Below are 16467 nucleotides of genomic sequence, written 5' to 3' on the forward strand. Positions count from 1 at the left end.
GGCAGGCTAACGTAAACGTTGCCCAAGGAGTGAATGATATGAGAATGCTCATCGTTGCCCTAATGACGGTGGTACTAAGTTTAAGCGGACTAACAACAAGTTCAGCAACAGCGATTCCTGATTATGCGAAGTGGGGAATCATTGCAGTGAAGGAAACGCAAACCAAGTACAACGTGGACATTTTGGATTACAAGCACATCGGCCGCACTTCACTAACAGCAGACCAATCCCGTGAACAGTTCAAGTTATGGGTACGTAACAAAGACGGCAAACAATTTGCTGTATATGTGAATGTTGATTTTAATCCGTCTACCCAGCAGCTGAAAAAAGTACAATTCACTGAATCGGATCGACGTTGAACTGAACAGGAACTGCATAGCAAGCAGGATAAGAACCAGACTTCCCTTTGAGAGGGAGCTAGTCTGGTTTTTTAATTTCAAAAAAATCCTTTTTTTAGTTGTTGAATAAAGAACTTATGTTCGCATATAATAATAAAACAAACACATGTTCTTATTGGAGGGATGATTATGCTAGGGAAATATATTGGTCAGATGGTGGAGCTCGTCTACATGGATCGTGCAGGGCATATTACACAGCGGCAGATTCGAATCAACAGTGTACGAGGAGGGATGATTAGAGCATCCGCAGGAAAAGAAGGGGCACCCCGAACATTTCTGGAACAAGGTATTCTGGCATGGCGTCCCGTACTCCATAAGGAAGGGAAGGAAGAAATATGCTGAATGATTTTGAACGCAAAATTTTGCGTATTATTGTTAATTATGCGGGGCAGCGTCGCCGAGTGCCACGAATGGATGAGCTGGAGAATAAGACGGGAAGAAGCAAGGCGTTCATTCATGAGTCATTGCTGGAGCTTGAGCGCAGGCAGCATATTATGTGGGAGAACAAGTCTACGTTGGAAGGCATACTAATTCTGCAAGCATGGGAGCAGGATCCACAGCCCATTCGCAAAAGCCAGCCTGCTGGCGATGCCGTAAAATATTTTACCGAATATTAAAATGTAAAAAACGCCAACCCGGAAAGCCGGATTGGCGCCTTGTTAAGCAGCAAGCATCTATTTTAGAAGATTGGAAGTTGATCGAGGTTATTGGTCGGGTCGCCGTCTGCGTCACCGCGAATGTACATTTCCCCATCTTTACCTTTAAAGACGTTCACACCTGCAATTGATCCTGCTTTGACTTCCGCCAGTGCCTGTTGGTAATCCAGCACACGTCCGGATGAAGTTTGGAACGCCGTCAGATCGCCGTCACCATTTTTTTGTACTGCTGTGAAGTTTTCGCGTGTCGTTTGATCCATGATGTCACACTCTCCTTATCTGACCAAATAGGAATCTGGTTTCCTCTTTAGCTTGTCCCGGAACAAAAAAAGTATGCACAACATGGCTTCATATAGCACGCCGGGGTTATTTACAGGCTCTTTTGCATACGAACATGCAGAATGTCTGCATCATAAAAAGGTTCTTCCGAGATCACTTCATATCCGAGCTTCTCGTAGAACTTCTGCGCCTGGCATTGGGCATCCAAAATGGAGTAGGCCAATCCCAATTCGCGCGCTCTTTCTTCCATGGCTAACAGAAGCACACGTCCATAGCCGAATGCACGATGAGATTGGAGCACAGCGATACGCTGCATTTTGGCAGTATCCTTGGTGTAATAGATCAGACGCCCGGTAGCTACTGCCTGACCATCTGTACTCAACAATACGTGATGTACGTCAGGACTAATGATATCATATTGATCAATCTCAATGTCAGCAGGCACCTGCTGTTCGATCACAAAAACATGATTGCGAATCCCCAGTGCTTCCTGGAGTTGTTCTTCAGTGGTTACATAACTAATCTCAGCTGCCAATTCCATTCCTTCTTTCTGCTCTACGCTATCAGTCTGAATTATACAAAAAAATGCTTTTCCTGTATAGTTGAGTCTGGAACATACTGGGAGAGGAGGTGCCAACCATGGGCATGGCAGGAGTGATGGTAATCACCCTTTTGATGTCGGTCGGAATGATTGCTTTGTTGTATTATGTGACCAAGAAGGCGTACTCCAAAAAGTGGGACGAAGACGAGTGAAATGCGACGTCATGTTCCTCAGGGTAACACTTCAACATTACCTTGTGGGGAGTAAACGTCATGCACAACAGACTTGGAATACACATCTAGCCATACGGGCAGGTCATCATTAACCTCATTGGGCTGTTTTAACTGTTGGAATTTTACCGTATGTTCATCTCGTTCCAAACTGCAACCGACAGCAGCGCTAATTAGTATAACAAGCACAAGTAGACAGATTAAGTTTTTGGCTGTTATATATAAACGTAGTTTGCGTTCTCTCATGTTTCTCATATGGAAGTCACCTCGTCATCGAAATGGTAATCATTCCTTTATTGTGCACCAATTCGAATAAAATATTACCAATAAAACGATTGACAATGAACACGGTTACTTGGTATGATACTGTTACTTGATTGGAAAACAATTAGATATCATGATCTGTTAGCTCAGCTGGGAGAGCACTATCTTGACAGGGTAGGGGTCAGTGGTTCGAGCCCACTACAGATCATAACAAAAAGTCCTTGCGTAGCAAGGGCTTTTTTCTTTTGTCTGGTTTTAGAACAAGGCATTATGGAAGACTTGGGGGACAATTGGGGGACGTAAAATTAAAAGGAATACACCCTTCGCTGCAGTTCTTTCACTGGCTCTTCTGCAAATCAGCAAGATTCTGTTTTCCCCAATCGCAGAGAATCTCCAGCACAGGCATCAGCGTTAATCCTTCACGAGACAAAGAGTATTCTACTTTTGGCGGTAATTGCGGATACTCTGTACGGATAATTAATTGATCTGCCTCTAATTCCTTCAGTTGAGAGCTTAGCATTTTATGCGTAATGCCTTCCAAGGCTCTTTTCAATTCTCCATACCGCAATGTCTCTTTTTTCCACAACCAAAACAAGATATGCATTTTCCATTTTCCACCGATCAACGACATGGCATGTGAAAATGGTTTAACGTTTACTTCCTCAGCAGTTTCCATATTTCACTCTCCTTTTAGATAGTATCTACCTTTTAAGTGCATACTATACTCTTATTTCACCCTACTATACAATAACTCATGAAATAGAGACAAGGGCGAACAAGCCCAATAGAAGGAGAGAATAGATATGGAAAATAGTAACCGTAATTTCTTGCAGCCTTATACATTTGCGAATGGTTTTACGTTGAAAAATAGAGTGGTCATGGCGCCGATGACAACGATGTCCAGTTTCTTCGACGGTTCAATCACCAATGATGAAGTCGATTATTATGCTGAACGGGCTGGTGGCCCTGGTATGATCATTACGGGTGTTGCGTACGTAACCGAAGGGGGAAAGGGCTTCGAAGGTGAGCTTTCCATCGCAAGTGATTCTACCATTAAAGGACTTTCCAAAATTGCGAAGGCCATTCAGAAAGACGGAACAAAAGCGATTGTGCAAATCTTTCATGCAGGGCGCAAAACGAACTCCAAAACACTAAGAGGTGTTCAACCCACGAGTGCGAGCGCAATCGCTGCCGTACATCCAACAGGCTCTGAAACACCGCGCGAATTGACTTCCGAGGAAATCGAAAGCATTATCAAGGACTTCGGCAGAGCAACCTTACGGGCGATTCAGGCCGGTTTTGACGGGGTAGAGCTTCATGGGGCGAACACATATCTGTTGCAGCAATTTTTCTCCGTCAATTCCAATCAACGGTCCGATCAGTGGGGTGGCAGCTTTGAAAATCGCATGCGATTCCCGCTGGCGGTCATTCAGGAGGTAGCATCGGTTATCGATGCCCATGCGGATAAACCCTTTATCCTCGGTTACCGGATTTCACCGGAAGAAATTCATATGCCGGGCATCCGGCTCGAGGACTCCTTGGCTTTTGCCCAGGCCCTGACAGACACTCGGGTTGATTACATTCATCTGTCGATGGGAAGCTACAAGCGAACATCTTTAAATCAACCTGGTGACAAGGAGCCAATCTTAACCAAATTCGTCCGGGTTTTGGACAACAAGAAGCCTCTGATCGGCATTGGATCAATTGAACGGCCGGAAGATGCGGAAGAAGTCATCAACGCCGGGGCGACCTTGGCTGCACTCGGACGGGAATTGATCCGCGAGCCTAAATGGGTACAGAAGGTGGAAGCAGGAGACCTTGGCAGTATTCGTTACCAAATATCCCCGTTGGATATGGATGAATTGCGCATTCCATTGGCGATGCAAACTTATCTGGAGGGTTCGTTCCGGGAGGTCATGCACTTCACCACCGATGGTCAGGTCGATAACGACTACCAGAATTCACTTGCACCGATGGAGGGTTTCGAGAAGAAGATGTAAGGGGTAGTATATAAATTACGTGAACTCAAAATTGAATAAGTAATAAATTTATGAATGACGGAGCAACCATTTCCTTGTATTACAAGAGGGGATGGTTGTTTTTTTAAATTTTATAATAATGATTTACAAACACAATTAAATTGCGTACAATTTAATTGTTGGTAATTAAAGAGTAAATATCATCTTTACAAAATAAAATCTAAACATACAGAGGAGCCAATACTCATGAAAACATTATATGAAACTACAGTAATCAATACAGGTGGACGTCAAGGGGTTGTGCAATCGCCGGATAATGTATTTATGCTCGATGTCGCAGCTCCACCTGAACTGGGAGGCAAAGTAACGACAGCTACGAATCCAGAGCAATTGTTTGCAGCAGGCTACAGTGCTTGCTTTAATTCAGCGCTGGAGTTTCAGTTGAAGAAACACAAAGTCGAAATTGAGAGAAGCACGGTATCTGCAACGGTTATGCTTGTGACGGATCCTACGGATAATGGTGTGAAGTTGGAAGTGGAACTTGAAGTTAAAATTGAGGGTCTGGATGAGGAGACTGCACAGAAGTTTGTCAAACTTGCTCATGACTACTGCCCGTACTCCAAAGGCATCAAAGGAAATGTTAATGTTTCCGTGGAACTGGCGTAATTACTGCGTTGGTCATATTTGAAAGTGTGAAGTAATGCTTAAACTAACTGAATGAGTTTTGTTGTTCATTCTAAGCCTCCGAGAAATCGGGGGCTTTTCGTATTCTGTTACTCCATCGGCAATGTCTCTGGGCACTAGGGAAATAAATATAGAACTCAATTTAGATTGAGATATACCCATATGGGGTATATTATAAAGGTAGAATTAAAAACCCAAAGGAGTGCAACTTATGAAAAAGTATGCAATGATATTGCTGACTACGGTGATCACGGGCAGTCTGATGTTAAGTGGGTGTGGCAAGAATGCTGAGCAGGATAATAGCAGTAGTGACAGTCATGCAGCGAGCACAGGAGAGATGCACCACTCTGATTCGGGAGAATTACCGGAAGGAATTCAAGTAAAGAACAATCCTACATATCCAGTAGGAAGCCAAGCCGTAATGAGCGCGGACCATATGCAAGGAATGAAGGGTGCAGAAGCGACGATTGTGGGGGCTTATGAGACGACGGCGTATGCTGTCTCGTACACACCAACCACCGGGGGAGATCCAGTGAAAAATCATAAATGGGTCATCCAAGAGGAAATTCAGGACTATACGGATCAACCGTATGCAGCAGGAGCTGAGGTTGTGCTTAACGCTGACCACATGCCAGGAATGAAAGGGGCTAAGGCAACGATTGACTCGGCTGAGCAAACCACTGTATATATGGTTGACTATACTCCAACTACAGGTGGAGATCCGGTGAAGAATCATAAATGGGTCACGGAAGAAGAATTGTCTGCTAAATAAGAGAGCTTGAAGAAATACTTGTTAAGCCTCATATCCATGCGTATAACTTGTGTTAATCATCATGTGAATACCAAAACCACCCAGTCCTCACTTTTTAGGTGAAAGGGTGGTTTTATATATATTAACGCAAAACTATTTTTTGAAAATCTCCGTGAAAAATATAATTTTCTTCAAATAAACAAATGTAGGCTCTACGATCTGTTACCGTTACCAGACAATCGTCTCTGGAGTAACACCAACCGGGAACGTTTCCTCAGCTTTATTTTTCTCCACGTACATCTCATACCAAGCGTCAGCAATGTATTTAGGATCTGTTGGTGTATCCGGCTTGATGAATACACCCAGGGAGAGGTGACCCACATAAATGCCTTTCGGAGCGAGGTCCGTATGCAGATTGTTGGCATAGTTTCGTAATCCGCCCGAAGCGATTCCCACGTTACCCATCATCGGAATTGGATATATAGCAGAAAGTCCGGTAGTGAACAGAATCGCTCCAGTCTGACGTTCCAGCATAGCCGGTAATACCTGTTGCACACTATGAATTGCACCAAGTACCAGACCCTGGAACTGATCCAGTGCATTATCCGCAGTAACATTCATGGCAGGTGTCGGAGGAAACTGTCCAACGGTAGGACTGAATTCCAGCACATCAATAAAACCATACTTCTCTTTGATTTGGTCAAAAGCTTGTGTCAAGTGTTCCGGGTTATATAAATCGGCTGCGAAGCCGGATGCTTCAATACCTTCTGATTTTAACTGGGCTGCCAGGTTATCGAGTTTGTCTTGGTTTCGTGATACCAGAGCTACCTGAAATCCGTTTTGTCCAAATTTCTGTCCTATAGCCATCCCGAGTCCGGGGCCTGCGCCAACAATGACGATGGTTTTCATATCATGTTTCTCCTTTTCATTCTCTGATTGTAAATAGACTAGACAACTAGAGTAATGTAAACAACGATTGTTGTTAAGTGTGCTATACTAATCCAATCAGGCTTACAATCAGCAAAAGTGCAGAATCGTTGCGTAGACAACAGTTCCTATATTTTTGTTGCGAACATTTTGCAATAAAGCGAGGAGACATTCGAATGACGATCAAAAACAACCAGGATCCTCGTGTCATACGGACACGTCAGCTACTGCAGGATGCGTTCCTATCCCTATTGCAGCATCAGGACTTTGATTCTCTGACCGTGGGGGATATTACCGAAAAAGCTACGGTGAATCGAGCCACATTTTATGCGCATTTCACCGATAAATTTGCCATTCTGGATTCGACCGTTACTTATTCATTCATGGAGAAATTGAATGATCGAATGGATCAGGATGATACATTTAATGAAGAAGTCTTGAGAAAAATATTAACAGCTCTGTGTGAATTTCATGCTGAAGTCAGTACTCGCTGCGAACGAAGTTACAGGTCACTGGGACCCGTACTGGAACTTCAGATTAGAGAAAAAATCCAGATTATTATTTTGCAACTGCTGAACCGTCAGAAAACCTCCAACCCGGAGCAAAACTCTCGTAAAGAGACAGCAGCAGTCCTTTTAAGCTGGGGGATGTATGGCGCGGCTTATCAATGGAACCTGCAGGGGCGGAACGTTCCTATGGAACAATGGATCAATGACACGCTTCCTCTCCTGTTGTATGGAAATAGCCTCTTTTTTGAGAATTAATAAATTTCTGCTCATTTATGGGTTATAATGGAACGATAAGATTAAAGCTGCTGGAAAGGGGAATGTATATGATGGACTTCAGCAAGCCGCCCCATGCCTCCGAATCACATACACACAAACAGCGCCATGAAGAAAATGAACAACAGCTTTTAGCCGGAGGGAAAAGCATTTGGTGGGAAATCAGTAACTGGCTGATTCTCGGTGGGATACTTGCGGTGATTTTCGTATTGTTTAAATTTGTTTTTTAGAAAAAGAGAAACGTAAAAACTTTGGATAAGGGCCATATTAAATGGGCTCTTTTTTCTTTACGCTCTTACATATAAATCATCAAGCCCATGACAAATGACAAAAATAAATATTTGTCATTTGTCATGGGCTGTGTTAATCTATTTTCAACGGAGGTGACTTGAGGATGGTATAACCATCTTATTCATATGGAAAAGGATAAAACTTCTGAATTTTTAACCAAAGAACAAATCATCGCAGCATCGCAGGAAACGCTCAGACGTTTCGGTGTTGCCAAGACATCTGTTACGGATGTCGCTAAATTGCTCGGGGTCAGTCACGGAACCATTTACAGGCACTATAAAAGCAAGAAAGAATTACTTGAAGGTGTGACTGCACAATGGCTCGAAGATGAGGTTATCGCGCCTTTGACAGCAATAACTAAGGATCAGAGTTATAGCGGAGAGGGAATACGTCATCTTAAAGTATATATAGAAGCATTAATTCGTCTTAAACGTCATTATGCCGAATCCGATGCAGAGTTGTTTGAGATGTACGCACGGGTGACACAGGAATCGGCAGAGATCATCGATAAACATGTGCAGCATCTTATACGTCATTTGAGGGAGATCATCCAGCAGGACAACCAGTTCAAATTCAGCAATCCAGATGTAGTTGCAACGGCGATTCTTCAAGCTACAGCTCGTTTTCACCATCCGGCACACGCCTATGAGTGGCTAAGCCCTACCATTGATGCGGAATTTGCACAGGTATGGTTGTTGTTAGAAAAAGGATTATTACATTTGGACCAAGAGAGGGAGTAATCGCAAATGAAAAAGCTAACAGGTAAAGTGGCCATTGTTACAGGCTCATCCCGGGGCATAGGACGTGCCATTGCGGAGCAGCTCGCTGAATTGGGAGCGGATGTCGTCATCAACTATGCGAGCAGTCCCGACAAAGCAGAACAAGTGGCGGACATTGCTCGCCAAAAAGGAGTACGTGCCATTACCGTTCAGGCTGACTTTGCCCGGAAGGATGATGTGGAGCGTTTATTTTCCCAAACGATGAGTGAGCTCGGTAAAGTCGATATTCTGATCAACAATGCAGGTATTATGAAGACGACGCCTTTAGCGGATGTAACAGAGGAAGAATTCGATCAGCAGTTTGCAATCAATGTGAAAGGTACGTTCTTTGCCTGCCAGCAAGCGCTGAAATATATGGAGGACCAAGGACGAATTGTTAACTTCTCCACCTCTGTAACGGGACAGATGTTTCCGGGGTACAGCGTGTATGCAGGAACCAAAGGAGCAGTAGAACAGATCACCCGTCAGCTTGCCAAAGAATTTGGTTCAAGACAAATCACCATCAATGCCGTTGCACCAGGCCCGGTGAATACCGAATTGTTTTCTGTTGGCAAGACGGAGCAACAGCTTGAAGGGATGCGTAAAATGAATGCCTTTGGTCGTCTGGGTGAGCCGGAAGACATCGCAAATGTGATCTCTTTCCTCGTCAGTGCAGAGTCTCAGTGGGTTACAGGACAGACGCTGCGTGCAAACGGTGGCTTCATTTAACGATATCATGCACGAAGTTTATTCCTTTTGACACACAACCGGGCGAATCCCCATATGATGCATTACATCAGCAAGTAATTGGGGAAATGGGGAATCCGGGATGGCAAAAGCAAAGGCAAAAAAGGCTCCCGTGTTAAAGAGTGACAAACTTCGTGTATCCATGAAGTTGGTCACTTCGGATGTATGTGAGCGTTGCAAGACCCCCTGTACACGAGGAATGGATTATGCAGCACGGATGCGAACCGATGGAGCTGTAGGCAAGGGCGTACCTTGTATATTGACTCGTCATACTTCGTAGTCAGCAGCATAATAAAATCGACCTACAAGTAGTTCGTATAATTACGTATTGTCAACAACTATACTATAGGGGCGTCCTTTAACAGGCAACGCCTCTTTTTGATCGTTCCAAGGGGTGGAAAATATTCTGGATAAAAAATGAAAAATGATGAAAAACAGCGCAACTTTGTGGATGAATCTGCAGTATAAATGTACAACAGCTAGCAGCAGGGGAGGGAATATTGACGGAATGAAATGGAAAAGAATTTTGCTGTGTGTCACGGTATTCTCCTTGCTCGGCGGGTCTTTATTGTTTGCAGATTCAGTGAACGAGAAGATTCGGGTTCTCATAAACGGCAAGGAAGCAGCTGACGGTGGTTATCTAATTGATGGAACAACCTATGTGCCTGTAAGGGAAGCGGGCGGAATCGCCAGATGGGATAGCACAAACAAGAGAGTAACGGTTATCAAACCGAATGTACATATTTTTCTCTTCAAGGGAGATACCGTGTTTGGCAACGTAAACGTGGGTAAGCTGAAATTTAATGTGTTCTCACAAGTCGACAGTTTAACAACGGATATAGCTGCCGTGAAGGTGACGATTACCAATCCAAGTGGCGAGGTTAAGGATATACAGTCCCAGGAACTTAAGACACAGAAGGATAACTTCTGGTTCCGAACGTACGATTTTACGTATGACTTCAGCCGGGCTGGCAAGTACCAAGTCGGTTTTTATATTAAAGAAAATGCAAACAGTAATTATGTGCTGGCAGCTGAGAAAATCATTACCGCGCTGAACGAATGAAGCAAAAATAACCTTGTCGGTTAAATTGACCTGGCCCTATGAACATGTTACGATATGCAAGGTTACACAATATCTATTTATAAAGCGAGGTATTTCAATGAGCGATCACACACATGAACACGGCGATGCCTGCGGTCACGACCACGATCACGACCACGACCACGAGCATGAAGAAGTTCTTCTGACACTGACAGACGAGAACGGAAATGACGTGGAGATGGTTTTGGTGGAGACGTTTGACGTGGAGAAGCATGTTTATGCGCTCCTGCTGGAACGTAACAATCCTGAAGCTGACGGCATCATTCTGCGTATGGAAGAAGAAGACGAGGAAATGGTGCTCTACAATATTGAAGACGAAGAAGAGTGGACCCGTGTTGAAGCGGCGTACAACGAACTCGTTGCAAGCCAAGAATAGTCATCCTTTTGGAATAAAGCAAGAAGGCTCCTTGATCACAGGGGGCCTTTTGTTTGCTTTTTATTAGGCTTAAATGCTGCTTTTTCTTGCGATAGGGACAGTGGAATAGGTGGAAAAATGCAAACAATACAGCGATCATAAGCCCATGGCAGTTCAATCTTCTTGGAGAAAAAAATAAAAAGGACCAAGCATCCCGCTTGGTCCGTAGAGATCGATTAACCCCATGTAGAAATGGCTGTTTTAGAAAATGGCATCTGCTTCCACAATGACTTTCACGTTGGTTACGCTGCGGTCCTCGGGTCCTTTTACAGGAAGTCCCACTTCAACATGATCAATGATGTAATCGATGTTTTCCTGAGTGATAACCTCACCTGGCAGCAGAATGGGAATTCCCGGTGGATAGACATAGATGAATTCCGAAATAATCCGGCCCGCGGATTCCTTGAAAGGAATGACTTCGGTATCACCGTAGAACGCATCACGTGGAGTCAGCATCAACTGTGGTACATCAGGTACCTTGACTACCAGCTCATGGGCTGGATTCACCTGATAATACGTACGGGATAGATCTTGCAGGGCGTTCAGCAAGATTTCTATGGAATCATCCGTATCTCCAGGCGTGATGAGGCACAGAATATTATACATATCACTGAGCTCCACCTCGATTTTGTAATGCTCACGTAGCCAGTTCTCTGTTTCGTATCCAGTAATTCCAAGGTGGCGAACATGAATGGTTACTTTGGTTGGGTCATAATTAAAGGTAGCCTCTGTGCCCAGCAGCTCTCTGCCGAAGCAATATAGTCCGTCCATATCATTAATGGAGCGTCTTGCAAACTCAGCCAGATCAATGGCTTTCTGTGCCATCTGGTGACCATTCAGAGCCAGATTACGTCTCGACGTGTCGAGCGAAGCCAGCAGGATGTAAGAAGTCGACGTTGAAGTCAACATACTCAAAATGGTTTGAACACGTTGCGGATTCACAAATCCATTCTTCGTGTTCAGATTGAGTACAGAACTCTGTGTCATCGAACCACCCAGCTTGTGTACACTCGTTGCAGCCATATCGGCCCCGGCGGCCATGGCAGAGAGCGGCAGATCTTCATGGAAATGAATGAGTACGCCATGCGCTTCATCCACAAGTACTGGGACCTGATAGCTATGCGCCAGTTCAACAATTTCTTTCAGATCGGTACATACACCGAAGTACGTTGGGTTAATGACGAGCAATGCCTTGGCATCGGGATGACGCTCAAGAGCACGTCGGATCGCGCCCGTAGTGACACCGTGATCGATCCCCAGATTGGCATCCTGCGCAGGAGAGACGAACACGGGTTTCGCTCCTGAGAAAATAATGGCAGACATGACCGATTTATGCACATTACGGGGCACAATAATCTTGTCACCCGGTTCACATACCGACAGAATCATGGTCATGATGGCACTGCTTGTGCCTTGTACACTAAAATAGGTATAATCGGCTCCGAAGGCATCGGCTGCCAGAATCTGCGCTTCCTCAATGACACCGGTTGGCTGATGCAAATCATCTAGCGGTGCGATGTTAATCAAATCTATGGAGAGGGCATTATCGCCGATAAATTCACGAAATTCGGTATCCGTTCCCAATCCTTTTTTATGTCCCGGAATATGAAATTGCACCGGATTGAGTGCCGCGTGATTTTTTAAAGCGGTAAACAGCGGCGTACGGCGGTGATCCATCAGTGCTGTCACAACCTTTCCTATATAAAATGGTAAACAAAGATGAGTATAGCAAATTAAGAACCGAATGCAAGCAGTATTGCTTGACAATTTTTCGAATTGCTGAGATTTGGACACATCCCCGAGGGTTACAGTAAGGATAGGAGATGGGCAAGCAAGCATCGAAAGGGGAAAAAGAATGCAAACCAATACAAAACCAGCCAAAATCCTGCGATCACCTTTTTTTATCGCCATGTGGCTAACACTTTTTCTAGTTGAAATTATCAAGGGTGCTCTGCTGGTCGCTATTTTGCCCGTGTATATGGACAATATCCTGGGTCTGTCCGCTGGCGTGATTGGTGTGGCCTTTGCCCTTCAATATTTGGGTGATAATCTGTTCCGGGCTCCCTCTGGCTGGGCAGCAGAACGAATCGGGTTCCGCGCGACAATGGTGACGGCCCTAATTTGTACATTAGTCGCGGTAATCATGATTATATTTTTCAAAAGTGCATTTGGACTTGCTATGGCTTGTCTCATTCTTGGAATTGGTACGTCCCCCCTTTGGCCTTGTGCCATGACAGGTGTGACGGCGATGTCGGGACCACAGAACAAGAACGGTACAGCCATGGGCGCGCTGGAGATGGCAGCTCTAGGGGGAACCGGGCTTGGTCCGGTCGGCATGAACTGGCTGCTGGAGCGGACGCATCACGATTATCGCACCATTTTCCTGGTGTTGATGGGTGTTGCCATCCTGGTCATTCTGGTCGCCCTGATTCTGCCCGGACGTGTCGTTGTGGAGGGAGTGCATGCGGAGGGTGAGACTAAGCCGACAGATATGAAATATCCGGCTAAACCGAATTTGCTTACACCTCTCATCCGACTCAAAAAGAGTGTCCAGGGTACACTGCAACGGGTACGTAGTACCCTTAATGTGAATCCGCTCGTATATCCTGCACTGTTCATGCAGTCCTTTGTTATTGGTCTGCTCAGCCCGGTGATCACGCTATACACACGCACAGACCTGCACATCTCGCCCAACCTGTACAGTCTGTTACTGATAGCAGGGGGTGGCATTACGGTCATTGCACTGCTGCCTGTAGGGAAAATGGTAGACCGGTTTGGAACGGCACCGTTCCTGAACATCGGTTTTTTGATGGCAGCAGCAAGTCTGTTTGCTTTTTCTTCCATTACGACTATTCCTGTGGTGTTCGGCGTCGTTATGCTGGTTGGAGTCAGCTATGCGATGATTCTTCCGGCTTGGAATGCGTTTGTAGCCACATTGATTCCTCAGGGAGAACGTGGAGCGATTTGGGGGTTCTTCCTTACCCTTCAGGGGTCAGGCATGGTTGTAGGACCGATTGTATCCGGATTGCTATGGGATCACATTAGTCATCCGGCTCCATTTATCGGAAGTGCTGTTGTTATGGCTGGACTTGCCGTTGTGCACTATGTGTTATCCCGTAAACCGTATCGTACAGCTCCTGCTAAATGATGCGATTGAAGTCTGATGAGGATGATCTAATAAGAAAGGGAGTTCCAGCAACCATACAGGTTGTGGAGCTCCCTTTTTGTGTAGCATGGTGCATCTATTCAACTAACGACGGGAAGGTTATTCTGCCCGGCGTAGTGATCCGTTTTAGCAACTAATCGTTCACCGTACTCCATGTCTGTCTAAGACAAAGACATCTTGTAGAGCGGCAGCAGCGTTTTGAACGTTGAACGAACCGTTTCCATGAACTTGTCCCCATCCGCAGCAAGCGGATCATTCCGATCAATTCGCAGTCCGCACATAACCTCGGCTTTTTTCATCGTCTTCAGCTTGGTGATGATTTTGTCATAATCCTCATCCTGCATGTCCTTTTGCAGTGTACCGTGAGGCGCCATATGATCCATGGACCAATAGTACTCCCCTGGCAGCTTGCTGCGCACTTCATCCAACTGACGTTCGAGCCCTTCGGCGAATGCAGCCTTGTTCGGACTTTCGTAGATGATGGCGAAAATGACAAAAAGATGTGTATCGAACATGCCCACTTCAAAGTGAGGCAGTGCTTTGTATCCACGTTTGGAAGATGCCCAGGCGACCCACGTATCCTTCGGAGGATTAACAGTACGCCGTGCGTGTTTGGCGACATGCACAAACATCTCTTCCCCGCATAAATCTGTCAGGTAAGGCGTAAGTTCAGTACCGAGCTCTTCCAGCTTCGGACGAACGCGTTCAATCAGCATCTCCATACGCGGTTCCAGCCCCGGAACCTGAAATACATCAAAATCGTTGCTGTTAAAACCTGAGAAAGTCATCTGGATACCTCCATTTCGCGTCCATTATATCATGAAAAACGGGGGCTTGCCCCTGTGCATCTGCGGAAAGCTGCGATCCTCCGGATCAATCGGTGAAAAATAGTCAAATAACCAAGTACCCTTACATAAAATGAAGTATAAAATAGGGTAAGCCGATTGAGTAGAAGCGATTGAAGAAGAGGGCCGGAGCATATCCGGTACAGATGGAGGGAGTGCCGTGAATAAGAGTTATGAAGTTGAATATTGCAATCTGGAGCTGCGGTTCAACCGTCGGCATATCCAAAATTTGATCAAAGACCTTATTCGTGAGGGGTATTCACTATATTGGAGCGAGGACGAATCCTTTTTTATTCTATCAGTCCGCACCGGACGCAAGCTGGTAAAGCTCCGTTTTCAACAGACGCGCAGTGGGAATTACAAGATGACGGGGGATTATATTATCAAGGATGCAAAGCTTGCGGAATGGTTGGAGAAGCTGATCGGGGATACACGCGGGCATGCGGTTGTGAAACGGTTTAAGGATCAGCAGATGACCGTGGAGAACATTTTGTTTGGTGAAGTCATTCGTCTCGTTGAAGTATCCGGGTTCAAACAGCGTGTTATTTTTCAAAAGGAACCTGCGCCAACGGCGGAAGAAATGGAAGAAATGTTCCTCTCGAGCGAAGGCGAGGAGCGACTCATGCTGCTGCGCATGGAAGTGGACGATGAACTCGAGCGTCTGCATGCCGCCATTCAGATGGATAATATCGAAAAAGCAAATGCCTGTCGTAAAGTCTTAAAGCAGTTGTCAGGGCATATGTTGATGCTGGAAGGTTGAAATATAACGCTGTATTTATGAAAATACGATGAACACCTCAGGCAATTGGGGTGTTTTCTCGCTGTGCGACCATGGTCCGGGGTTCACTTCTATGCGTAAAACCGTTAAAATGAGGGTATTGTTGAGAATTCATTTCAATAAAATTAATTGGAGCAAAGGATGGAGGACCAGATGGCGAAACAACAGATCGGTGTCATTGGACTTGCAGTAATGGGCAAAAATTTGGCCCTTAACATTGAAAGCAGAGGTTTCTCGGTATCGGTATTTAACCGTTCCCCGGAGAAAACCAACGATCTTCTGAAAGAAGCCGAAGGTAAAAACCTGACAGGCACATTCTCCATTGAAGAGTTTGTGGCATCCCTGGAATCCCCGCGCAAAATCCTGATCATGGTACAAGCCGGTTATGCAACCGACGCAACCATTGAACAACTGCTTCCTCATTTGGATGAGGGCGACATCATTATTGATGGCGGTAACGCATACTTCCCTGACACCCAACGTCGCAGCAAAGATCTGGAAGACAAAGGCATTCGCTTCATCGGTACAGGCGTATCCGGTGGGGAAGAAGGCGCGTTGAAAGGCCCGGCAATCATGCCAGGTGGACAAGAGAGTGCGTATAAACTGGTTGAACCGATCCTGACAGCCATTTCGGCCAAAGTCGGTGACGATCCTTGTTGTACATATATTGGACCAGACGGTGCCGGACACTATGTGAAAATGGTGCACAACGGTATCGAATACGGGGATATGCAGTTGATCGGTGAAGCTTACCACCTGCTCAAATCCGTGTTGAATGTTTCCGTTGAGGAGCTTCATGCCATCTTTACAGAATGGAATCAGGGTGAGCTGGACAGCTACCTGATCGAAATCACGGCAGACATCTTCTCCAAAT

Annotated in this window: 23 protein-coding genes and 1 tRNA gene; 17 read left to right on the plus strand and 7 right to left on the minus strand. The window is 45.4% G+C overall.

Annotation, left to right across the window (positions count from 1 at the left end):
- Positions 1 to 38: 38 nt before the first annotated feature.
- The 3 genes from AMS66_RS29955 (at position 39) to AMS66_RS29965 (ending at position 1015) form a co-directional block, all read left to right on the plus strand.
- Complete coding sequence (locus tag AMS66_RS29955; RefSeq protein WP_053784258.1) at positions 39 to 359, plus strand: DUF3889 domain-containing protein; 321 nt, start codon at positions 39 to 41, stop codon at positions 357 to 359.
- Positions 360 to 527: 168 nt separating this feature from the next.
- The gene (locus AMS66_RS29960) at positions 528 to 740 is read left to right on the plus strand and encodes a hypothetical protein (protein ID WP_053784259.1); all 213 of its coding nucleotides are present in this window, start codon (positions 528 to 530) and stop codon (positions 738 to 740) included.
- Complete coding sequence (locus tag AMS66_RS29965; protein ID WP_053784260.1) at positions 734 to 1015, plus strand: LexA family transcriptional regulator; 282 nt, start codon at positions 734 to 736, stop codon at positions 1013 to 1015. The genes AMS66_RS29960 and AMS66_RS29965 overlap by 7 nt, the downstream gene beginning before the upstream one ends.
- Positions 1016 to 1077: 62 nt before the next feature.
- Here the strand turns inward: AMS66_RS29965 and AMS66_RS29970 are convergent, their stop codons facing one another.
- From AMS66_RS29970 to AMS66_RS29980, 3 genes are all read right to left on the minus strand, one after another.
- Entirely contained in the window at positions 1078 to 1314 is a 237-nt protein-coding gene (locus AMS66_RS29970) for a DUF3892 domain-containing protein (RefSeq protein WP_053784261.1), read from the minus strand.
- A gap of 110 nt (positions 1315 to 1424) precedes the next feature.
- The gene (locus AMS66_RS29975; protein ID WP_053784509.1) at positions 1425 to 1868 is read right to left on the minus strand and encodes a GNAT family N-acetyltransferase; all 444 of its coding nucleotides are present in this window, start codon (positions 1866 to 1868) and stop codon (positions 1425 to 1427) included.
- 236 nt (positions 1869 to 2104) lie between these two features.
- The gene (locus AMS66_RS29980; RefSeq protein WP_053784262.1) at positions 2105 to 2359 is read right to left on the minus strand and encodes a hypothetical protein; all 255 of its coding nucleotides are present in this window, start codon (positions 2357 to 2359) and stop codon (positions 2105 to 2107) included.
- A 144-nt stretch (positions 2360 to 2503) separates the two neighbouring features.
- Here AMS66_RS29980 and AMS66_RS29985 point away from each other — a divergent pair.
- A tRNA-Val gene (locus AMS66_RS29985) sits at positions 2504 to 2576 on the plus strand.
- 129 nt (positions 2577 to 2705) lie between these two features.
- Here the strand turns inward: AMS66_RS29985 and AMS66_RS29990 are convergent.
- Positions 2706 to 3044, minus strand: a complete 339-nt coding sequence (locus AMS66_RS29990; RefSeq protein WP_053784263.1) for a winged helix-turn-helix transcriptional regulator — start codon at positions 3042 to 3044, stop codon at positions 2706 to 2708.
- 127 nt (positions 3045 to 3171) lie between these two features.
- Between AMS66_RS29990 and AMS66_RS29995 the strand changes: the two genes are divergently transcribed.
- The 3 genes from AMS66_RS29995 (at position 3172) to AMS66_RS30005 (ending at position 5803) form a co-directional block, all read left to right on the plus strand.
- Positions 3172 to 4368 carry an NADH-dependent flavin oxidoreductase gene (locus tag AMS66_RS29995; RefSeq protein ID WP_053784264.1) on the plus strand — a complete coding sequence of 399 codons (1197 nt, stop codon included), beginning with the start codon at positions 3172 to 3174 and terminating at the stop codon, positions 4366 to 4368.
- 225 nt (positions 4369 to 4593) lie between these two features.
- The gene (locus AMS66_RS30000; protein WP_053784265.1) at positions 4594 to 5013 is read left to right on the plus strand and encodes an organic hydroperoxide resistance protein; all 420 of its coding nucleotides are present in this window, start codon (positions 4594 to 4596) and stop codon (positions 5011 to 5013) included.
- 229 nt (positions 5014 to 5242) lie between these two features.
- A complete protein-coding gene (locus AMS66_RS30005; protein WP_053784266.1) occupies positions 5243 to 5803 on the plus strand; it encodes a YdhK family protein in 561 nt (186 codons plus the stop codon).
- Between the two features lie 207 nt (positions 5804 to 6010).
- On the opposite strand, the gene AMS66_RS30010 is transcribed toward AMS66_RS30005, so the two are convergent.
- Positions 6011 to 6691, minus strand: coding sequence for an SDR family NAD(P)-dependent oxidoreductase (locus AMS66_RS30010; protein WP_053784267.1), 681 nt, complete (start codon positions 6689 to 6691; stop codon positions 6011 to 6013).
- Between the two features lie 194 nt (positions 6692 to 6885).
- Here AMS66_RS30010 and AMS66_RS30015 point away from each other — a divergent pair, with 194 nt between their 5' ends.
- From AMS66_RS30015 to AMS66_RS30040, 7 genes are all read left to right on the plus strand, one after another.
- Positions 6886 to 7473 carry a TetR/AcrR family transcriptional regulator gene (locus AMS66_RS30015; protein ID WP_053784268.1) on the plus strand — a complete coding sequence of 196 codons (588 nt, stop codon included), beginning with the start codon at positions 6886 to 6888 and terminating at the stop codon, positions 7471 to 7473.
- A gap of 68 nt (positions 7474 to 7541) precedes the next feature.
- Entirely contained in the window at positions 7542 to 7721 is a 180-nt protein-coding gene (locus tag AMS66_RS30020; RefSeq protein WP_053784269.1) for a hypothetical protein, read from the plus strand.
- 186 nt (positions 7722 to 7907) lie between these two features.
- Positions 7908 to 8522 carry a TetR/AcrR family transcriptional regulator gene (locus AMS66_RS30025; RefSeq protein ID WP_053784270.1) on the plus strand — a complete coding sequence of 205 codons (615 nt, stop codon included), beginning with the start codon at positions 7908 to 7910 and terminating at the stop codon, positions 8520 to 8522.
- A gap of 6 nt (positions 8523 to 8528) precedes the next feature.
- Entirely contained in the window at positions 8529 to 9269 is a 741-nt protein-coding gene (locus AMS66_RS30030) for an SDR family oxidoreductase (protein WP_053784271.1), read from the plus strand.
- 100 nt (positions 9270 to 9369) lie between these two features.
- The gene (locus tag AMS66_RS32110) at positions 9370 to 9567 is read left to right on the plus strand and encodes a hypothetical protein (protein ID WP_024631165.1); all 198 of its coding nucleotides are present in this window, start codon (positions 9370 to 9372) and stop codon (positions 9565 to 9567) included.
- A 228-nt stretch (positions 9568 to 9795) separates the two neighbouring features.
- Positions 9796 to 10350 carry a copper amine oxidase gene (locus AMS66_RS30035; protein ID WP_053784272.1) on the plus strand — a complete coding sequence of 185 codons (555 nt, stop codon included), beginning with the start codon at positions 9796 to 9798 and terminating at the stop codon, positions 10348 to 10350.
- A 97-nt stretch (positions 10351 to 10447) separates the two neighbouring features.
- Positions 10448 to 10765 carry a DUF1292 domain-containing protein gene (locus AMS66_RS30040; RefSeq protein WP_024631163.1) on the plus strand — a complete coding sequence of 106 codons (318 nt, stop codon included), beginning with the start codon at positions 10448 to 10450 and terminating at the stop codon, positions 10763 to 10765.
- Between the two features lie 240 nt (positions 10766 to 11005).
- On the opposite strand, the gene AMS66_RS30045 is transcribed toward AMS66_RS30040, so the two are convergent.
- Entirely contained in the window at positions 11006 to 12481 is a 1476-nt protein-coding gene (locus AMS66_RS30045) for an aminotransferase class I/II-fold pyridoxal phosphate-dependent enzyme (RefSeq protein ID WP_024631162.1), read from the minus strand.
- Positions 12482 to 12659: 178 nt separating this feature from the next.
- On the opposite strand from AMS66_RS30045, the gene AMS66_RS30050 reads away from it, so the two are divergent.
- Positions 12660 to 13952, plus strand: a complete 1293-nt coding sequence (locus AMS66_RS30050; RefSeq protein WP_053784273.1) for an MFS transporter — start codon at positions 12660 to 12662, stop codon at positions 13950 to 13952.
- 179 nt (positions 13953 to 14131) lie between these two features.
- On the opposite strand, the gene AMS66_RS30055 is transcribed toward AMS66_RS30050, so the two are convergent.
- On the minus strand, positions 14132 to 14758 hold the full coding sequence (locus AMS66_RS30055; protein WP_053784274.1) for a YktB family protein: 627 nt from the start codon (positions 14756 to 14758) through the stop codon (positions 14132 to 14134).
- A gap of 217 nt (positions 14759 to 14975) precedes the next feature.
- Between AMS66_RS30055 and AMS66_RS30060 the strand changes: the two genes are divergently transcribed.
- Together AMS66_RS30060 and gndA are read left to right on the plus strand one after the other, a co-directional pair.
- Positions 14976 to 15575 (plus strand): hypothetical protein, encoded by a 600-nt coding sequence (locus AMS66_RS30060; RefSeq protein WP_053784275.1) that lies wholly within the window; start codon positions 14976 to 14978, stop codon positions 15573 to 15575.
- A 171-nt stretch (positions 15576 to 15746) separates the two neighbouring features.
- Positions 15747 to 16467 (plus strand): NADP-dependent phosphogluconate dehydrogenase (gndA, locus tag AMS66_RS34240; protein ID WP_236703684.1); only part of this gene is annotated, 721 nt, incomplete at its 3' end.

The sequence above is a fragment of the Paenibacillus xylanivorans genome, from assembly GCF_001280595.1.
GTDB lineage: Bacteria > Bacillota > Bacilli > Paenibacillales > Paenibacillaceae > Paenibacillus > Paenibacillus xylanivorans.